Origin of the sequence: Nocardia rhizosphaerihabitans (assembly GCF_014646295.1) — a bacterium.
Lineage (GTDB): Bacteria > Actinomycetota > Actinomycetes > Mycobacteriales > Mycobacteriaceae > Nocardia > Nocardia rhizosphaerihabitans.
Genome location: NZ_BMNE01000008.1, coordinates 15,882 through 33,606, shown reverse-complemented (window position 1 = coordinate 33,606; position 17,725 = coordinate 15,882). Strand labels below are relative to the sequence as shown.

At 61.9% G+C, this 17,725-nt stretch carries 13 protein-coding genes; 6 read left to right on the top strand and 7 right to left on the bottom strand.

Translation table 11 applies throughout. The annotated features are described in order from the left end of the window. Positions 1–3 precede the first annotated feature (3 nt). The 4 genes from IEY60_RS28315 to IEY60_RS28300 form a co-directional block, all read right to left on the bottom strand. The gene (locus tag IEY60_RS28315) at positions 4–333 is read right to left on the bottom strand and encodes a hypothetical protein (RefSeq protein WP_229740200.1); all 330 of its coding nucleotides are present in this window, start codon (positions 331–333) and stop codon (positions 4–6) included. Between the two features lie 500 nt (positions 334–833). Beyond that, positions 834–1,757, bottom strand: coding sequence for an aminoglycoside phosphotransferase family protein (locus IEY60_RS28310; protein WP_189033561.1), 924 nt, complete (start codon positions 1,755–1,757; stop codon positions 834–836). Next, positions 1,754–2,884 carry an aminotransferase class V-fold PLP-dependent enzyme gene (locus IEY60_RS28305; protein ID WP_189033560.1) on the bottom strand — a complete coding sequence of 377 codons (1,131 nt, stop codon included), beginning with the start codon at positions 2,882–2,884 and terminating at the stop codon, positions 1,754–1,756. The genes IEY60_RS28310 and IEY60_RS28305 overlap by 4 nt, the downstream gene beginning before the upstream one ends. Beyond that, the gene (locus IEY60_RS28300; protein WP_189033559.1) at positions 2,881–5,238 is read right to left on the bottom strand and encodes an ATP-binding protein; all 2,358 of its coding nucleotides are present in this window, start codon (positions 5,236–5,238) and stop codon (positions 2,881–2,883) included. The genes IEY60_RS28305 and IEY60_RS28300 overlap by 4 nt, the downstream gene beginning before the upstream one ends. Before the next feature lie 338 nt (positions 5,239–5,576). Between IEY60_RS28300 and IEY60_RS28295 the strand changes: the two genes are divergently transcribed. The 6 genes from IEY60_RS28295 (at position 5,577) to IEY60_RS28275 (ending at position 14,477) form a co-directional block, all read left to right on the top strand. Continuing rightward, the gene (locus IEY60_RS28295) at positions 5,577–7,556 is read left to right on the top strand and encodes a TerD family protein (protein ID WP_373291778.1); all 1,980 of its coding nucleotides are present in this window, start codon (positions 5,577–5,579) and stop codon (positions 7,554–7,556) included. Positions 7,557–7,944: 388 nt separating this feature from the next. Continuing rightward, entirely contained in the window at positions 7,945–8,601 is a 657-nt protein-coding gene (locus IEY60_RS28290) for an endonuclease NucS domain-containing protein (protein WP_189033558.1), read from the top strand. A 455-nt stretch (positions 8,602–9,056) separates the two neighbouring features. Further along, positions 9,057–9,539, top strand: coding sequence for a hypothetical protein (locus IEY60_RS28285; RefSeq protein ID WP_189033557.1), 483 nt, complete (start codon positions 9,057–9,059; stop codon positions 9,537–9,539). A 549-nt stretch (positions 9,540–10,088) separates the two neighbouring features. Further along, positions 10,089–10,409: a DUF8108 domain-containing protein gene (locus IEY60_RS36745; protein ID WP_505828969.1), complete on the top strand. Its 321-nt coding sequence runs from the start codon at positions 10,089–10,091 to the stop codon at positions 10,407–10,409. Positions 10,410–10,786: 377 nt separating this feature from the next. Next, a complete protein-coding gene (locus IEY60_RS28280; protein ID WP_189033556.1) occupies positions 10,787–12,301 on the top strand; it encodes an ATP-dependent nuclease in 1,515 nt (504 codons plus the stop codon). Between the two features lie 16 nt (positions 12,302–12,317). Beyond that, the gene (locus tag IEY60_RS28275; RefSeq protein ID WP_189033555.1) at positions 12,318–14,477 is read left to right on the top strand and encodes a UvrD-helicase domain-containing protein; all 2,160 of its coding nucleotides are present in this window, start codon (positions 12,318–12,320) and stop codon (positions 14,475–14,477) included. On the opposite strand, the gene IEY60_RS28270 is transcribed toward IEY60_RS28275, so the two are convergent. The 3 genes from IEY60_RS28270 to IEY60_RS28260 all read right to left on the bottom strand — a co-directional run bounded on the left by IEY60_RS28270 (position 14,457) and on the right by IEY60_RS28260 (position 17,337). After that, a complete protein-coding gene (locus tag IEY60_RS28270) occupies positions 14,457–16,412 on the bottom strand; it encodes a GmrSD restriction endonuclease domain-containing protein (RefSeq protein ID WP_189033721.1) in 1,956 nt (651 codons plus the stop codon). The genes IEY60_RS28275 and IEY60_RS28270 overlap by 21 nt on opposite strands. 15 nt (positions 16,413–16,427) lie before the next feature. Then, positions 16,428–16,559 carry a DUF262 domain-containing protein gene (locus IEY60_RS36595; RefSeq protein WP_189033554.1) on the bottom strand — a complete coding sequence of 44 codons (132 nt, stop codon included), beginning with the start codon at positions 16,557–16,559 and terminating at the stop codon, positions 16,428–16,430. A 94-nt stretch (positions 16,560–16,653) separates the two neighbouring features. Further along, positions 16,654–17,337 carry a helix-turn-helix domain-containing protein gene (locus tag IEY60_RS28260; protein ID WP_189033553.1) on the bottom strand — a complete coding sequence of 228 codons (684 nt, stop codon included), beginning with the start codon at positions 17,335–17,337 and terminating at the stop codon, positions 16,654–16,656. Positions 17,338–17,725: the final 388 nt, after the last annotated feature.

Here is a 17,725-nt window from a genome sequence, read left to right as displayed (position 1 = left end):
ACGTCATCGCGGTGTGGCGGGTGTTCCAGGCGTCGGTACTGTGCCGGGCGGTGCTGAGGCGCCGCCGATAATGGCTCGCGCCGCCGCCTCGTCCGTATCGGAGAATGCGAAGGCGGACAGCATCAACGCTTCGGCGTCAGCCTCCAGCACGGCCGCCAACGACTCGATCGCTTCGTGAGCGGCCTCGACACACGGCCCGTGCGCGGCCGTGATGCTGAAGCCACCGCCGGTGTTCCCCGCGTCCCCCGCGGCAACGGTCAGACCACCTGCCGATTCACTGACCGCCGATGTCAGGCCGAGAGCCAGGTCGATACACCGATCAGCGAGCGTCACCAGATCCTCGGGACGCACGTTTACTGCGGAACCCACAACCCCCCCATACCTGCCCTTGTCCGAGACAGTACCGGAAGATCAATGCGCCTCAAAGTGATGCGGCAACAATCGAATTCGTCCACCGCCGAGCCCCGTGTGCTTGATGTTGGCACGGTGGGGTGTGGCGTACGGAGGTAGCCGACGCAGTCCCAACGGTCTGGCCAGGACGGTGGGGTGACCAGCAACCGGTCGGCTCTTGACCAGTGTTCGCACCTGTTTCATGCAGCTGACCTGACCCCATGTTCTCGGTCCGGCGACTGTGAGAGCCCTGCGGCCCACGTAGTGGGCAGGAAGAGTCGACGACCATGGCGACACGCAAGAGGCACACCCCTGAGTATGGGGTCCTCGCCCAATCACGCAGCCACTCGCGCAAGCCGCATCGGGATCTGCGCTGGTTGTGGCTGCAGAGAGGTGGCGTTGATCCGGTTGGCTCTCCGGAGCCAACTTGTTCAAGCCACAAGCTAGATCGCGTCTGCGATTGCTTGGTCGATATCCGAGATGAACAGTTCGATCCGTTCTCCCGAGGCTGGCAAGTACGGCCGGTACTCGGCGACTGCGAAGACGTAGGTCCAAGCGTGCAGCCGATTCGGTGTCAGCAACGGATGTGTCGCGAGGTCGTCGAGCCGCTCGGCGACCGTGCGGGGCCCGTCTTGAATTGCAACCCACAGTGCAGCTTCGGCATTGACGTCGCCGACGGCGCCCAGCGGATCGATCGTGTACCAGAGGTCAGGACCCTGCAGGATGTTCTTGGCTTGCAAGTCGGCGTGGAGTACATGTCGTCGCTCAGTGGTACTCAGTAGCCGCTCGAGCACATGCTGGGCATCGGCGAGATGTCGGTGGGCGTCGACACGTTCGACGGCCTCCGCGAATCTCGGGTCATCGAATCGTTCTCTGGCCCAACCCATTCGCATCTGGGCGATGTCGGCGATGTCTTTCAGAACCGGGGGCTCGGGCAGGTCAGGAGCATTGAGTCGGCTGAGTAGCGTTGCGAAGCTGGCCGATTCCGCGGGATCGCCGCCGGGCCAAGCCACGGTGCCCGGGATGATCCGGGTCATGAGGAAGACACCGGTGTCGACGTCGTGCCGTAGCACCGAGGGCGCGGCATTGCCGGCCGCCCATCGGTCGATCATTCGCATTTCAGTGTTGCCGGCCTCGAGGTCTACGGGGATCTTCAGCACAGCCGCGCGACCGGTTTCGACCTCTGTGCAGTACGCACAGCAAGACATCGCCCCGTTCTCCGCGATGCTGTCCAGTTCCAGACCCCAACGCTCGGCATAGTCGCTGAGTTGATCAGGCAGCGCACCGAGCCAAGCGCGGCCATCTTCTTCACCACGCAGGAAGATGATGGCCGCTTCCAGCCGTTCAGGGATCGTCGGGACGTTCATCGAGACAGCACCTCCTTGATTCGGTGGGTGACACGGTCCACGTCGTTTTCGTCGTTGTAGATATGCGTAGCCAGCCGCAGCAGGCATTCCCCATGGGAACCCTGGCCGACCCATGCTCGGATCCCAGCCGACTGCAACAAGTCCTTGACATGCAGTGGGCTCGCGCCGTCGAGAATGTAGGCCCGAAGCCGGGGCGGCCGGTACTCCGGTGCCGACGTACACCTGGCGCCGGAGTCAACTATCGCACGGTCTGCGTTGTCTGCCAGCGCTTTACATCCATCGAGCAACCCTTCCGATGCCCATTCACGCCATTGATCGACCGCTGTGTCCACGCAGAGGCGTGGGGCCGGGTCGAAAGTTCCAGGCCACGAAAACCGCTCGACAAGACTGGGCGAATCCCAGGTAAGCGAGACTTCTGCGGGGCGAATGAGATCGTCGAGTTCTGGATCGAGCCACAGGAAACCGACCGGGCGTAGCGTCGGAAACCACTTGTGCAGCGTTCCGAACACCGCGGAAGCACCCCACTGCTGAGGCATCAGAGGAATGTGGCCGGGCACGTGCGCCGCATCCACGATCAGTCGACCGCCCCGTTGCTTCGCCCAGGCGGCGAGGGCCGGTATCGGCATCTGGATTGCAGTCGAGGAGGTTATGGCACTGATTTGCAGGTAGTCGATCGGCCCAGGAGTGCGTGCATCGAGCTCAGTCAGCAGATCGGCGGCAGATTCAAGCGGCATCGGCACCGCCACTGGCACGAGGTCGGCGCCAACCTTCGCACAGGCAATCTCCCAAGCTCGGCGAATCGATGAGTACTCGACATCAAGGATGACTACCGTGCTGGTGGAGGTCAACGGCACTGACGCGATGATCGCTGCGGCTCCCGATGTCGCATTGGTGCACAACGTCATTCGGTCGGGTTCAACGCCCAGCGCCCCTGCCACATTCGCCGACTGCATCTCGAGTCGAGCGGTCAGCTCGGGCCCAAGATGGACGGTCGGGTCCGATTCGATCTCACGGCGAAGGCGTTCCCCCTCGTCGATCACACGCAGCGAACTCAGTCCGTAGGAAGCGTGATTGAACTGGATGCAGTCCGTACGCAGGGGGAATTCGGCTACTGCACTAGATTTCATTGCAGCCCTGCTCGTAATTGCGCCAGACTGGGCACATCGAACCGGAAGATCGCATCGGCCGCTCGAGCATCTGCATCAGACACTCCCAACACGTTGACCGCGAACAGCACTGGGTCCCACCCGGACGGACGTCCACGAAGTTGTTCGACCGACCCCTGCAAGAGCGCACGAGACTCCGCGAGGAGAAAATCCTCACCGGCCGCACGCGACAGTTCGTCGAGGAACTCGCCTGCTGCCTGCGGACCGTGGCGCCACTCGATCTCGGACAGCTGACACGCGAGGGTTGTCGACACGCGTCCGGCTGCCGCGATCTGGCTGATATCGGTGAATACCGCGAAAGCGTTCGCGGCATTCGGGAACTCACCCAAGAGCCCGAGTACACGGCCGAGGTCGCGCACATGCGGTGGGTTCTCGCTAGCCACCCCGGAGGTTTGCGACATTTCACGCAGTTGCGCGAGCAGCTGAGCAGAACGCTCGAGCTCCATGCACGCCATCGTCTTCTTGCTGAGCCAGTGCACGGCTTCGTACTCGGCATACGGGTGGCCGGCCGCAACCGCGACATCAATCGCCTTCTGCAGCCACTGCTCAGCTTCCATCGGCTCATAGGCGGCCAGGTGCGCAAGCCCTCGGTGGCCGAATGCCCGCGATTGCACAGCAGGTTCCGCGGACATCGCCGCGACCTGATCGCACAACTCGACGCATCGGGCACTGTCCTGAACGGGCCCGCACAGCGCGACCTCTGCGTAGAGGTTCAACGTCTCTGCGAGCAACCCGCTGGGTTCTGGGTAGGCCACGGCCAACTGGTCGAGCACATCTACTGTCTCCGACCAGCGGCAGGTCATGCGCAAGTTCCGCGCCCAAAGCAGCTGTACCTGCGCCACCAAGGCAGGACCCACAGCAGGCTCGGTCAGCTGCAGGGCCGCCACACACGCGTCAACTCCCCCGACGTGATCGCCGCCGGCGGACAAGCACTCGGCCAGCAATGCCAAGGCATCGAAGCTCGGGGTGTGTTCGACCGCGATTCGCGCCAGATCGCGCGCCTTCGAAACAGCTCCCAGCGCAAACTGACGTCGAGCGGCCTGCAACGCAAGAGAACCGGCCTTCGCAGTGTTGCGTGCTTCGACAGCGACCGCTGCCGCACGCACCCACAACTCATCGTCCCACTCCTGCTCGGCTTCGATGATCTGCAGGAGTTTGGCGTGGTGGCGGCGCCATCGCGGCCCGTTGGCCACACCACGTTCCCGCAATACCTGCGCGAAGAGCGGGTGATGAATGCGGTAGCGGTCGTACTCATTCCGACGGTCCGCCGGGCGGACGAGGTCGTGCTCATCGAACAGTACATGCAGCCGCTCGAACACATCATCGACATCGAGCCTGGTGAGTTGAGCAAGGTACTCGACTTCGAAGTTGTAACCGATCAGCGCCGCCGTTTCGAGTAGCCGCTGATCTTCCGAGGTCAGGTAGGACAGTCGATCCTCGATAACCGCGGTGATCTGCCGCGGTGGCTGATGTCCGTTGCGTTGATCCACACGCGCCAACGACTCCGCAAACAGAGGGTTCCCAGCGCTCAACCGGACGATCCTCGAGACCGCATGTGGCGCGATCCTCGGGCCGGGGACGGTTCGACGGATCAGCTCCTCAGTGTCTTGCGGCGACAGGCGTGGCAGGTCGATAACCGGCGTATCCGGAAGGTATCGGCACAACCTGAAGACCGTCCGCTGCAACGGGTGGGTCTGCTCAGCCGACTTCAACTGGTCAGAGCGATACGCAAGGACAAGGACCAGCGGACCTTTTACCCGGAGCGCAATCGTTGTCAGAAGGTCGATGGTTGCTGTGTCCGCCCAATGCAGATCATCGAGCACCATCAGCAGCGGGGCGTCGGCAACGATGTCCTCGATGAGGCGAAGCAGCTGGTCGAGGCGGCTGTCCATCTCTGTTCGGTCACCGTCACCACTGGCCGCATAGGACTGACCGGTGCGGACACCGGCAGCAAGCACCTGGCCGACGACCGGCACGGACTCGATCCAGTCAGGCGCGTTCTCTTTGAAAGACTGCGTGATTCGATGCCATCTGGAGGGCGAACCGGATCGCTGCGCAGCGGAGGCCATCGATCGCAGGCACTCACGTACGGCCTGAAACGAGTCCGAGGCCAGCGAATTCAGCATCGCCTGGCCGTAGCCGGTCAACAGGTGCGCGTCGCGATGCCTCAGAGCAGCCTCGTGAGCGAAGGTGGTCAGCAGGCTAGTCTTCCCCACCCCTGCCTCGCCGCGCAGGACGATAACGCTCGCCTTCTGCTGCTCGACCGACTGATCGACGGCCTTCAGCAACATCGCCAGCTCGTCGATTCTGTCCACCAGCGGTGCTGGTGCGGCTGTCCCCGGCAAAGCGTTCCCCTCGCTTATGGTCCGTGCTCCACGCGCATGACTATCCACGAATCATAGATGCATGTGTGTGGCTTGTTTGAGAACTGTTGCAGTGCCTTAGAATTGGATCTGCGGTGCGATCTCCGCCCAGCAGCAGCGTTGCACGCTCCGACACAGCGGCAGCGACACGCCCGAGCATCGCTTCAGAAAACCTCGATCTGCGCCGGATCCGGCAACGCACGAGGTTGCTCGTCGACGTATCAGGTGGCTGCGCGTTCAGCAAAGTCGACCAGTAGATCCGTAACGAGCTCCCGACACCATGCGAGATCATGGCAGACCAGTCCAGGCACACCGCCGAAATTGAGAAGGGCATCGAAGCCGTGACGCCACCGAAGCTGCTGCGCGGACAGAACCTCCCGCTCCCTGCCGATGCAACCCGCATCGACGCAATCATCGGCTGGGCCGACTCCGCAGCCGATGTGGACGCTTCTGCCCTGTTGCTGGGTGCCGACGGCAAAGTTGGGTCCGACGCCGATTTCGTCTTCTACAACCAGCCACAGTCCGCAGATGGTTCGGTGCGCTTCGAGGGCACCTACAGTGCTGGCGGGGACACGCGCGCCAGGATCGTGATCGACTTGTCCACGGTTCCGGACCATGTCCATACCGTGGCGCTCGCCGGCAGCATCACAACAGGGAACTTCGGTGCGCTCGGCGATCTCACCTTCGAGATCCTCGACGAGGCCGGGCGTTCCCTGGCCGAATACGTCACCTCGGACGCGGCCACGGAAACGGCGTTCGTCTTCGGTGAGGTCTACCGTCGTGCCGGTGCGTGGAAGGTTCGGGCGGTGGGTCAGGGATGGAATTCCGGGCTCGCCGGTCTGGCAACGGATTTCGGTGTCGATGTGGACGAAGCAGCCGAGCCGACGCCTCTCGATCAGCCCGAGTCGGCGAGCGTCCCCGCCGTGCGGACACCTGAGCACGAAGTGGGCTCGCCGTATCAACTGTGGAGTCAGCCGCGGAGCTGGCGTGACCACGAGCTCGATGTGGCCGACGAACATCTGCCGGCGATTCGAAGTCTTCTTCCAGACCCCCTGCCCGAGGATCGGATTGAGCTGACTCCCGAGGTCCAGCTGATTCCCGAGCCGACTGGGCCACTGGGTCCCTGGGCAATTTCGGTCCGCGTCGAGCGGCGCACGATCGGATACCTGGACGCCGAGATCGCTCCGGGCTGGGCAGGTCCCATCAGGCGCATCGTCGCATCCGGATTCATCCCGACGACTTCCGGCCGCATCTCGTACTACGAGTACGACGGGTGGGACGGAACCGAGGCCAGAGCGTCGGTGCAGCTCGGTCTCGGCGAAGCCTGCGACGCGATCCCGCTGAACGAGCCGCCGACGGTCCCCTACACGATCCTTCCGCGCTCGGCCATCGTGCAGGTGACCAAGGAACACGAACACTTCGACGTACTCCGGAAATTCGTGCCCGAAAGTGGGCACGGCGTACTGATCGTCACTCTCCACGAGAACGCGCCGGAGGGCGGGAGAGCGAAACCCCACGTGGAGGTACGGGTCGACGGTCAGCGGATCGGCCAGCTGACCCCTCAGATGAGCCAGCGCTTCGCACCACTGATCCAGCATCTCGAGGCACGCGGACTCGTCACCGCCTGCTGGGGTGACATCACCGGCTCGGCAGTCGCAGCGAAGGTCCGCATCGACAGCATCAAAGCCAACGAAGCATCTCCGCAGGTGCTGGACGGGTCACCAGTCACATGCCCCCAGCTCTGTCCTCAACTGTCCGATCCACTCGCGTATGACCTCGCCGTGGCAAGGCCTCTACTCGAACCACTTCCGCTTGTGCAGCCCGTGTCGAAGCCGTTGCCTGTCGAACCACCGGACGGCTCGATCCTGCGCTTCAGCAGGGGCGGATACAACTATGTGGCGGTGCGCCGCGGCGGGAGCTGGGAGACTACATCGACAGGGAGCGGAGGTGCGATCGACCAGGTGATGTCCTGGACAAACCTCGGTTCACAAGTCCGGAAGTTCGATATCGCAACAGGATTCGCTCCGATCGACCGACCCGGAGATACCCGGACCCGTCAATCGCTTGCAGTCGTCCGCTTCACCATGAGTGGCCACTATCTGGCGGCGATCAACGTCTGCTCCAGAGGGAGCGAGGAAGGCGACTGGTACACGACGGTGACCGAATCCGTAGCGGACCGACTGCCCTTTGCGGACTATGCGGGTTGGGCGGACATCGCGCAGTACGGGCAGCACATCCAAGTTGTGTCCGCGTGGACACCACTCGACTGACTCGCCAGCTGCCCAGCTCAAGGCGATGTGGGCAGGTACAAATTCGCTGCTTGTCTTAGTACCGGGATGCGTCACCACGTGTGCCGCACGTGTCATCGTTCGAACCAAGTCCATCTCTTGTCTGATGGCGCCGAACGAGACTGCTGCAAGGAGAGATAGATCGGGTCAGGTAAAGCTCCCTTCCGTGCAGCTCGTGGATATCTATGTGGCGTTCCCATCGGACGGCCAGGCGACCGAATGAACGATCGTTTGGCGGCCACACTCGCCACGGCAGGGTTCGCAATGTGCGTCGGCTGGCTTGGTCGCCACGTGACATGTCACCCGACGAAGCACGGGGAGGAGGTCCCGCGTTTCCGGAACCGTCAGTGGCACAACGTATCCTGAGTTCGTGCAGACGCCGCCGCCAGAACTCGAACTCCGAGACCATCTCGTTCATCACCTCGATCTGATCGAGCCTGGCCTTCGCCCTGTCCAGAGCAACGAGTATCGCCTGCCGAATTCGCTTGGCGCCCATGGCCAGGTTGACATCCTGGCGAGAGATCGACACGGCATGTGGGTCGTGATCGAGCTGAAACGCTCAACGACGTCCTCGCGCCAGGCGTTGCACGAGGTTGCGAAATATACGGAGCTTCTGCGAAGGGAGAAGCAACTGGCTGCCGACCGTATCCGCGCGATCATTGTATCTACCGACTGGCACGAACTGCTCGTACCTGTCAGCAATATGGCCAGAGATTGGACCCACGACCTGCGTGGCTACAAACTTCAGCTGGACAAGCAAGGAGCCGTGGTCAGCACAGAACGCGTATCACTGCTTGAACCGTCATTTGAGCACCGCGTAACACCGATTCATGTCATATACGTTTGCTCAACCGAGGAGAGCAGAAGTGAAATATGGCAGCTAATAAATGTCGCAGCAAAGACCGTCGGCGTGCGCGACCTGCTCGCCGCAGATTTCGACCGGATATCAGATTTTGAAACCATTGCATTTCCATACGGCATCTACCTCGCGCTAGGCCGGATCGACCTACCGAAGACAATGGCTTAAGTGACCACTACGATGGCCCCGAACCGTTCGCGGCCGAGAACCCCGCCGAATACGACGCGTTGTGCAAGATTTGCAATTATGTGTCTGAACACAGAAATGGATTTGGCGAGCTCGGGAGCGCCGTCCCCGGGACTCTCCACCAAATCGGGAGCAACCCAGCTTGGAGGATTACCCGGTATCATGGGGAAGGAGCGTTCAGCAAGCTCGATGCCTATGAGGAGCGAGACCTGTACCGCTTTCTCACTGGTGATGACCGGGGACAGAGCCAAGTCCGGTTCACTAGCAGCGCAAGCCCCGCGATCCGCACACGTTGGGCCAGTTTCGTACAAGAGGCTGAAAATAGCCTCTCCGGGAATGCTGCGTGGCATGCCATTATTACCGCATGGCTGGCCGAAGCATCTGAGCGCGCCGGGGAGGGCGACGTGGCACTTCACATATACAATCCATGTGACTTCTTGAATTCCATGATCGCGGGCTGGCCGAACAAATTGCACGAGTACTTGCCGATGCTAGAGGGTTGGATACTTCCCAAGACCGGGGACCCAACCCATATTCGTGGAGACATATTCTGGAACGGTAGCGGAGTCCGCCTCGACAAAGCCGTAAATACCATCTATGGTGGCCAGCTCAAGTGGATGACAAGTCGATACGGAGGAGTAACCTGGATCGACGACGAAGTTCTATTGGGAATGACCGGGCTTCGTTATGTCGTACTCGAATCGGTCGGCATCAACCCGTCAACGAAATCCGTGCATGAGCACCGGATCTGGCTGTTCGACGGCGACAGTCAACGGGTCTATTCGTCACGCACGGATCCACACCAATTCAGGCAGGCAGTCAACGAAATTACAGCTGATGGCCACCCCATCGTGGCCGCAGAATTCCTTGCATTGCACAGCGCTAGCGCTGATCAGATCGTTCGCGAGTACACTCAATAAAGGGATCCTCCACTTCTGGGAACTTCATCAATCAAGGAGGATGCGTTATCATCGAGCACGTCCTCGATCTCGTACAATTAGCAATACGCTGCATGCTTGTTCGCTTCGATGCAAAGGTCCGCCTCGGAGGAGTAAACCTTATCATATCCGCGAATCGAACAGCATCGCGGACGAGAGCGATGTAGTTGCCAGCATCAGCCAATTGAGCGCACTTTCGATGTCATCCATTTCCTCTCCTCAGGTCGGAGTGGAGAGCGCAAGGCAAGGCGCGTTGGTCCGGCGCCGTCGCGCACACGATCGGGAGTAGTTGCTCGCCGGGCGAGCGACCAAGCAGATCGGCGCCCTGCCGCTTGGTGTCTTACAGACAAGGGGCATCACCGAAGGCGGCACTGCGAGAACCGATGACATCGAGACCGCCGCCAACGCAACGAGCATCGCCTGTTCAAACTCAGCGAATCCTCAAAGTTTGGTCGACAGCGAGGCATTCTGATTGAATCCTTTGACACGCGTTCCCACGGCTCTGCCCAGTGGGATTGATTGGAGATTCAGATGCGGTTGGTTGATCCCGAGGAACGACAGCGGTTGCTCAGCATGGCGGTCAACGCAGAGGTTTCCAACGGCGCTCAGATCGAAGAGATGACCCAATCCTCTGCTGTGCTCCTAAAGATGAAGCAGGTAAACCACGTACTGCATCTGTTGCTTACAGTGTTCACCTGCTTCCTCTGGGCGATCGTTTGGATCTTGGTCTCCGCGTCTGTGCAGCCGCAGCGGTTCCGGCTGGCGGTTGACGAATTCGGGATCGTTCACAGGTCGGACGTACCCAGGTGGGACCCGCACGATGGACTCTGGTGGCGAGACCAGAGGAGTTGAGCCGGCAGAAGAGCTGCTACTCAGTTGACGAGGTGTGTCTACAACCAGTTGCCGTCCGCTGTGCCGCCCGTGTGGCGATCTCACCGCAGCCCCTGTCGCACCAGAGTTTCCAGCGTTCGACCGCAGACGGCCCGATTGCCGTGCAGGCGGCCTTCAGTCCAACCGCCACGTCATCGGATCCAAGACGCGAACCACGCGAACCCCAGGATGACGGCCGCGCGTGATGTTCTCGGCAGCAGTCGATTTCGTTGGCCTCCGGATCAGTCCACAGGGATCGACTGTGGTGCGCGCACCCAGGGATGTGCCTGAACGCGCTATCATCCTCAACGGTCGGGGCGCATAGCGTCCAGGTGGCGAGCTGGGGGTGGTTCGTGGTCATGAACGCAGGGAACGGGTTTCGCAGCGAGATCCGGAACGGGGTCATCCAGGACCTCGCGGGCAAGGTAGCCAAGGAGAACTACGGCCAGTACCTCCGCAAACTCACACTCACCAAGGTTCGCGGCTTCACCGGAATCGAAGTGAGCTTCGACTTCCCGGTCACCGCGGTGGTCGGACCGAACGGCGGCGGGAAGTCGACGATCCTCGGTGCTGCGGGTCTCCCCTACAGCTCTGTGCCGCCGAGCCGGTTCTTCGCCAAGAGCGGCAAGTACGACGACAGCATGCAGAACTGGTCGATCGAGTATCAACTCATCGACAAGGGTCTGAACCGAAAGCTGCCGGTGCTGCGGACTGCCAGCTTCAAACGGCTGAAATGGAATCGGACTGCAGTCGACCGGAGGGTGCTGATCTTCGGGGTCGAACGCACCGTCCCGGCCAGCGAGCGCCAAAACCTGCGCCGGGCAGTCGGCAGCGCCTTCGAGGCGGTTCGCGAGACCCATCTCCCTGATCAGGTCATCGACCAAGCGGAGAAGGTGCTGGCCAAACCGTTGGCCGGGTTCCGTCAGTTGTTCCTCGATGCCACCGATCGGTTGAGCATCTTCTCCGGGGTTACCGCGAACGGTGACGGCTATTCGGAGTTCCATTTCGGCGCCGGCGAGGCGAGCGTCATCAGGATCATCGCCGAAGTGGAAGCGGCCGAGGAAAACAGTCTGATCCTGATCGAGGAGATCGAGAATGGTCTTCACCCGGTCGCAACCCAGCGGATGGTCGAATACCTGATCGACGTGGCATACCGCCGGAAGTGCCAGGTGGTGTTCACCACCCACTCGAACGATGCCTTGGCTCCCCTGCCCGCGGAGGCCATCTGGGCTGCACTGGGCGACAGGGTGATGCAGGGCAAGCTCGATGTGCGGTCACTGCGCGCCATCACCGGGCAGGTCGAGGCCGATGTGGTGGTCTTCGTCGAGGATCAATTCGCCCGGGACCTGGTGGCGACCGCGTTGCGCAGGGACGGCGAGATGGAGATGGACATGATCGAGGTCCATCCAATGAGCGGCGCTGCTGCAGCGAAGAACGCTACACTGCATCACAATTCGATTCCCACCACCTGGCAGCCCGCAGTCTGTTTCCTGGACGGAGATCAGGAAGACCTCGCCGACCGGGACAAACACATCTATCTCCTGCCAGGAAGTTCCGATCCGGAACGCACCGTTCTGGACAATATCTGTTCCCGTCTGGACGAACTAGCGGCGAAGCTGACACTGTCGCTACGCCTGCCGCTGGAACGGCAGCAGCGTGTCGTTTCGGTGGTCCGCTCACGCAAGACGACCAACCGCGACGTTCACCTGATCTTTCAGCAGATCGGGGAAGACCTCGGATTTCTGTCGGCGCACGATGTCGCGCATGCCTTCCTCGCATTGTGGGCGAACGAGTTTCCCGAACGGACCACGGCGATCGTCGATCTGATCCGTCAAGCGCAGCAGCGGGAGCAACCGCAGCAGGCACCAGCATGACCGGGCGGGTGCAGTAGTGGCGAGGATCGTTCTCACCTCCACAACGACAAGGAGCGATCTCGACTCGACGGTTCGAAGCCGCCTCTTCGATCTGTTGTCACTGTTCCAAGGCAGTCCGCAGGACGAGCCGTGGACAGACCAGGTGCCGGGCGCGAAGGACACCCGAGTGCGGACCGCCTACATCGACGGCAGACACCGGGCAGTCCTGTTCCGCATCGATCCCGACGTCGGTGAGACCACCTACATCTACATGGGCACGTGGCCGACCGCCGAGGCGGTGCGCCAAGCCTCCAGGGCAACGTTGCAGGTCAATCCGGTCTCCGGTGTGCTCGAAGGTACCGTGGGCCGGTTGTCTCTCGGCGCCGACGGACCACAAACTGCCGGCTCGACCGCACAACCCGTGCTCGAGCGGGGCGGACGCTCGGTGGCCGAACTCGCCGGGGACCTGGGACTCGACCGCACCGTCACCGAACGCGCGTGCCGCATCACCGACCGAGCGGAATTCGTTCAGTTCGCCGGGGAAGTTGCAGCAACACTCGGGTGGCAGGGCCAGGCATTACTCCAGCTCCTCGATGGCGCCACGCCGGCGCAGATCCGCGAGCAGCTGGAACTACACGCACCGGGCGACACAGCAACCGCCGAAGACGACAGGATCATCGCTGCCCTCGCCCACCCCGCGTCACGGCTGCGATTCACCTATGCCGAGGATTCGGCAGAGCTGCGGCGAGTCATCGATAGCGGCGACGTCGACGCCTGGCGCACGTTCCTACATCCGGAGCAGCGGCGCTATGCCGAGCAGGGTTATCCTGGCTCGTTCCGGGTTTCCGGTGGCTCGGGCACCGGCAAGTCGGTGGTTCTCGTTCACCGCGCACGCAACCTCCTTCGCCGCGACCCCACTGCTCGCGTTGTGCTCACCACCTTTACCAAAGAGCTCGCCACGATCCTCGAGTCGAATCTCCGAATCCTTGATCCCGACATAGCATTTGCGACGAAGTTGGGACAGTCCGGAATCTACGTCGGCGGTATCGATAGTCTGGCAGTCCAGGTCCTGCGACAAAGCACGGAATTGGAACCTGCATCGCAGGATGTCTTTGGACACAGCACGTTTCAGTGGAAGGGGCAGCGGCCGGATCGCAACGTCTGGCCACGAATCGCGGGGAAGGTGAACCACGGGCTGCCTCCCCATCTGACCACCCCATGGTTTCTGGAGAACGAGTACGTCGCGGTGGTGCTCGCGCAACGAATCCGCACCTTCCGCGACTACGCAACAGTGGACCGGCGCGGGCGCCGCATCCGGTTGAGCAGAGCCGACAAGCTCGCACTATGGAGCATCTTCGGCGCATACCGGGAGTTCTGCGCGCGGTTCAACTGGTACAGCTATCAGGAAGTTGCCGCTGTGGCGGCACGGCACCTCATGCACGATGCGTCGGCAGGTAGCGCGGCACTCGCGGACCACGTTTTGGTGGACGAGGGACAAGATCTGCATGCGGTGCATTGGCGGTTCGTGCGCGCCCTTGTCGACGAGGGTCCCGATGACGTGTTCATCGCCGACGACCCACACCAGCGCATCTTCAGTGAGCGAATCACCCTGTCCGACCACAACATTGCATTGAGCGGGCGGTCACGCCGACTGACTCTGAACTATCGCACCACAGCCGAGAACCTTGATTTCGCCCTCGGCTTTCTGTCGGGTGCTGAATTCCGAGACCTCGAGGATCGGGTCGAGCCGGGGTCCGGCTACCGCTCTGCCCGGCTCGGCCCCGAACCCAGCCTTCTGCCTTGTCCTAGCGAGGGATCGATGCTGAAACGCGTAGTCGACACGGTTCGTGGATGGCAGGAGTCCGGCACTTCGGCAACCACCGTCGCAGTGCTGACCTTCGACAACGGCACAGCGAACAAGATTCGATCACGACTGAGGTCAGAGAGTTTCCTCGTCGACGATGACCTGTGCGACGGTTCTCAACCGCCTGTCGCGGTCCGGACAATGTCCGGCGCGAAAGGTCTCGAGTACACCCACGTGATCGTTGCCGGCGTTGACCCCAGCAAACCGCCCACGGCCGTTATCGATCTGCAGGGGTCCCCACACGAGACCGCTGACGCCGAGCAGCGCGCCAAGGCACTCGCCTACGTCGCGTCCACCCGTGCCCGGGACCAACTAGCGTTCATCTGGCACTGATTCGCCCCTGGTTTCCTGCGGTTCAGTGTCGTCCTCGGCGTCGGCTCGGAGGTTCTCGAGGTCGGCGATGCCGAGTCGCTGGGCTGGATCGGCCTTGCCGGACGCGGAGAAGCGGATTCCCTCGGCCTCGAGTATCTGGCGTGGGTCGTCGGTGCGGTGGGGATCGGTCCAGCGAAAGCGATCCGAGATCGTGCCGTAGGCTCCGAGGACGCGGTGGGCGTTGGGTGCCGGGTAGGTCGCCAATCGATTGCCCAGGGGCTGCGCGGCGGTTCCCAGGACCCGGGCGATGTCACCATATGTTGCCCAATGTCCGGCGGGCAGGACCATCAGGAGCCGATTCATCGAGGACCACAGCGGATTGTCTTCCGCCGCAACATGGGCGCCTTCTTCAGGGCCAGGCCACGCCTCGACAATGCGCTTCGCCAACGCGCGGGCTCGATGTTCGATCTGCTCTGGCCCCCAGGCTTCGTTGGTGGCAATTTCCTGGTTCATCCGGATACTGCTCGCGCGCAATGTCACTCGCTTACGGGCGAACTCGTGATTGCTGAGATTCTCGTTGTAGCCGGTCAGTGTGAGGTTGCCCAGCGTGTGCAGCCAGCGTTCGTGCAGCTCGTCGACCTGGTCAGTGCCGTACTGCTCAGCGAGCTCCGTCCGCCATCGGGGCGAAAGACTCTGTGGCATAACATGTTCGATCGTCAGTGAAACTGGGGAGACGCTCTCTCTCGTCGGGTACAGTCTCTCGATCCACGTCATCATGACCTTGCGTTGCGCGCTGCGGCCGACCCAGTAGAACTGAGTGGTCAGTACAGCATCGAGCAATTGCGCGTCGGTCGCGAAGTGCTTTCGCCCGGCCGACAGATACAAATTCAGCGCCTGATCCGCCGGCAGCGATGTATCCAGCTCCTGCACTGCAGCCGCGAATACACGGTTGAGCCCCTGAGTTGCATGGCCTACCAGGAATCTGCGGACCAGCATCGACTCAACGGAGAGCAAGGCCCTGGCGATCTGTTCCGAAGTAGCGACGCCCCAATCTCGGAGGAGCAGCAGATGCAGCACGAGCGGGGCGGGAGTCGTCGACTCCCACTCCGTCAGACGCTGGAGTCGCATCCGGACCGCCTGGTCAGGCTCCAATTCGGGGTTGAGCATCAACCGATACAGGCTCCCCAGCCGTGCGATGCGTTCGACTTCATCGGCAATCTCGTCCTCGGTGCCGAGTCTGTCGAGACGGGCCTGCTGGAAGGCAAAGGTTTGACTTTGCTTGACCTGCGGGCGTCGGTGCAATAGATCGAGCCAGAACAACGTTTCGATCCGCTCGTTGTTCGCCAGCGATTCCTGCAGCGGCGCCCAATACTTGCGGTGCACTTCTTCACCGCGGGTGGGCAGCCGCATGAACAGGTAGTTGCGAAGTAGGTCGCCTTGAGTCAGTCGCAACCCAGTGTTGTTAAGGGACTGGAAGATACGATGGACGTTGTCGCCAGGATGGGCGCTGATCGAAACAACCGACAGGCCGGAAACGATGGCTTGCAAGATCTCCGAAACCCCGTATGGCGCATCGATATCCGTCGGCTCTGCCAAGCGCGCACGGAAGAATCGATAGGCCTCGCCGACCGGATCGTCACCACCGGCGGTCGGCGCCCCATCGATCACTGCGCTGTAGGACTGTCGATCCGCCTGCGTCGGGACCAGTTTCAATCGGTAGGGGTCGTCTTCGTACTGGTTGGTCAGCCACTGGTGATGGATGCGGTCGGTATCGCGCCGGCTCGCGCCCTCACTGTCCCGCAAGTGATCGCGCACCGCGGCAAGGAGCAAAGTCAACGTCGTCAGCCGTTGCTGGCCGTCGACGACCAGGTACCGGGAAATCGCGCCGGCGACGCTTCCCGGCACCGGAGCCAGTACGACCGAGCCGATAAAATGTGTGGACTCCGGGTCGTCGATCCGGTCCTCGGCGAGCTAGGTGATATCGCGCCACAGCTCACGGAAGTTCTCCGTTCCCCAGCCATACGGCCGCTGATACAGAGGAACCAAGTACTGGGACGTCCCCTCGAGGATCTTCTGCAGGCTGGTCTCCTGGGCCGCAACCATCCTTCTCTCCCTCACTCACAGACCACATCTCAGATCGTTCAGGTCGGATTCCTCGACACCATTCGAACAGTTGTCGATCCGCCTGTCGAACGAACTAGACCTGACCACGCGTTTCATCCAGGCAATCCGATTCCGAGGAGACATCCAATCGGAGCTGTCGGACCAACCGTTCCATCTCTTTCTCCCATCCGGGGGTCCCGCCGCCGGCGCTGTGGATCGCTGTCCGAACCGCGGCTGTGCCGCGAGTGCAAGCTTGGAGCAGGTCGTCCGCACGGACCTGCAGTTCGACCATTATCTGGCCCTCGCGGTGGTCCAGCCGGGCGGATGAGATGTGGTCCAGTGTCTGCAGATTGGACCACAACTCACTGATGTGGGCAGCGAAGTCGGCTGGATCCTTGATGCCGTCTGCACTGATCGCAGCTCGAAAACACACCGACCACACCTTCTCCGGAGAATCTCCGCGATCCATGAGGTGCCGTGTGATCCGTGCGCCGACGGTGTCAGGTCCGCGAGCCCCGCTGAGCGTGTCGGACTCGAGCCGGACGCGATATCCGAGGGCATGCATCATGCGCGCCAGGCTTCGCAAGGTCAGATTGCGTTTGCCGCCGAGCCGCTGGCTCACTTCGGTTGGCGTCACCTCGAGCAGTTCGGCCAGCTGCTTCTTACTCATGCCCTTCGCGTCCAGTGCGCCGTGCACCATCTCGGTAGCAGACAACAGCAGACGCTCCTCCGCGAACAGCGCCTCTGCCTCCGGCGTCCGCCGGAACCATGTCGTCATTGTTCTTGCGCCTCCTTCCAGATCCCCCGTGCCCGTTCGGCCTGCGCGCATACCTTGCGGTCGGACGGTTTGACAGCGCCGTGCGTCGCCACCCAGTCCTGCCTCGACCTGATCACGTAGAGCCGATGCCCCGACCTTGTCTTGATCTCATGAACTGGCGGCTCGCCATTGCATTGCAACGGGCGCATCTCCTCAGGGCTCCGCAGGAAGCCCACCTCCGTCAGCCTGTCCAACCTTGCCCGGAACTGAGCCTGAGGCTGGAGCGGTAGGCCATCCAGCCAGGCCGAAGCGAGACATCCGCGGCCCGGCACTACTACGCCAAACACCGTCAGCGCGCGACCTTCATAGATGACCTCCAGCTCAAATGAAGACATAACTTCACTTTCTT

Excerpts from the sequence above, each read along its gene's own strand:
- IEY60_RS28295 (WP_373291778.1), top strand. The coding sequence starts at position 5,577 with ATGGCAGACCAGTCCAGGCACACCGCCGAAATTGAGAAGGGCATCGAA.
- IEY60_RS28280 (WP_189033556.1), top strand. The coding sequence starts at position 10,787 with ATGAACGCAGGGAACGGGTTTCGCAGCGAGATCCGGAACGGGGTCATC.
- IEY60_RS36745 (WP_505828969.1), top strand. The coding sequence starts at position 10,089 with ATGCGGTTGGTTGATCCCGAGGAACGACAGCGGTTGCTCAGCATGGCG.
- IEY60_RS28260 (WP_189033553.1), bottom strand. The coding sequence starts at position 17,337 with ATGACGACATGGTTCCGGCGGACGCCGGAGGCAGAGGCGCTGTTCGCG.
- IEY60_RS28310 (WP_189033561.1), bottom strand. The coding sequence starts at position 1,757 with ATGAACGTCCCGACGATCCCTGAACGGCTGGAAGCGGCCATCATCTTC.
- IEY60_RS28305 (WP_189033560.1), bottom strand. The coding sequence starts at position 2,884 with ATGAAATCTAGTGCAGTAGCCGAATTCCCCCTGCGTACGGACTGCATC.
- IEY60_RS36595 (WP_189033554.1), bottom strand. The coding sequence starts at position 16,559 with ATGGTTGCGGCCCAGGAGACCAGCCTGCAGAAGATCCTCGAGGGGACG.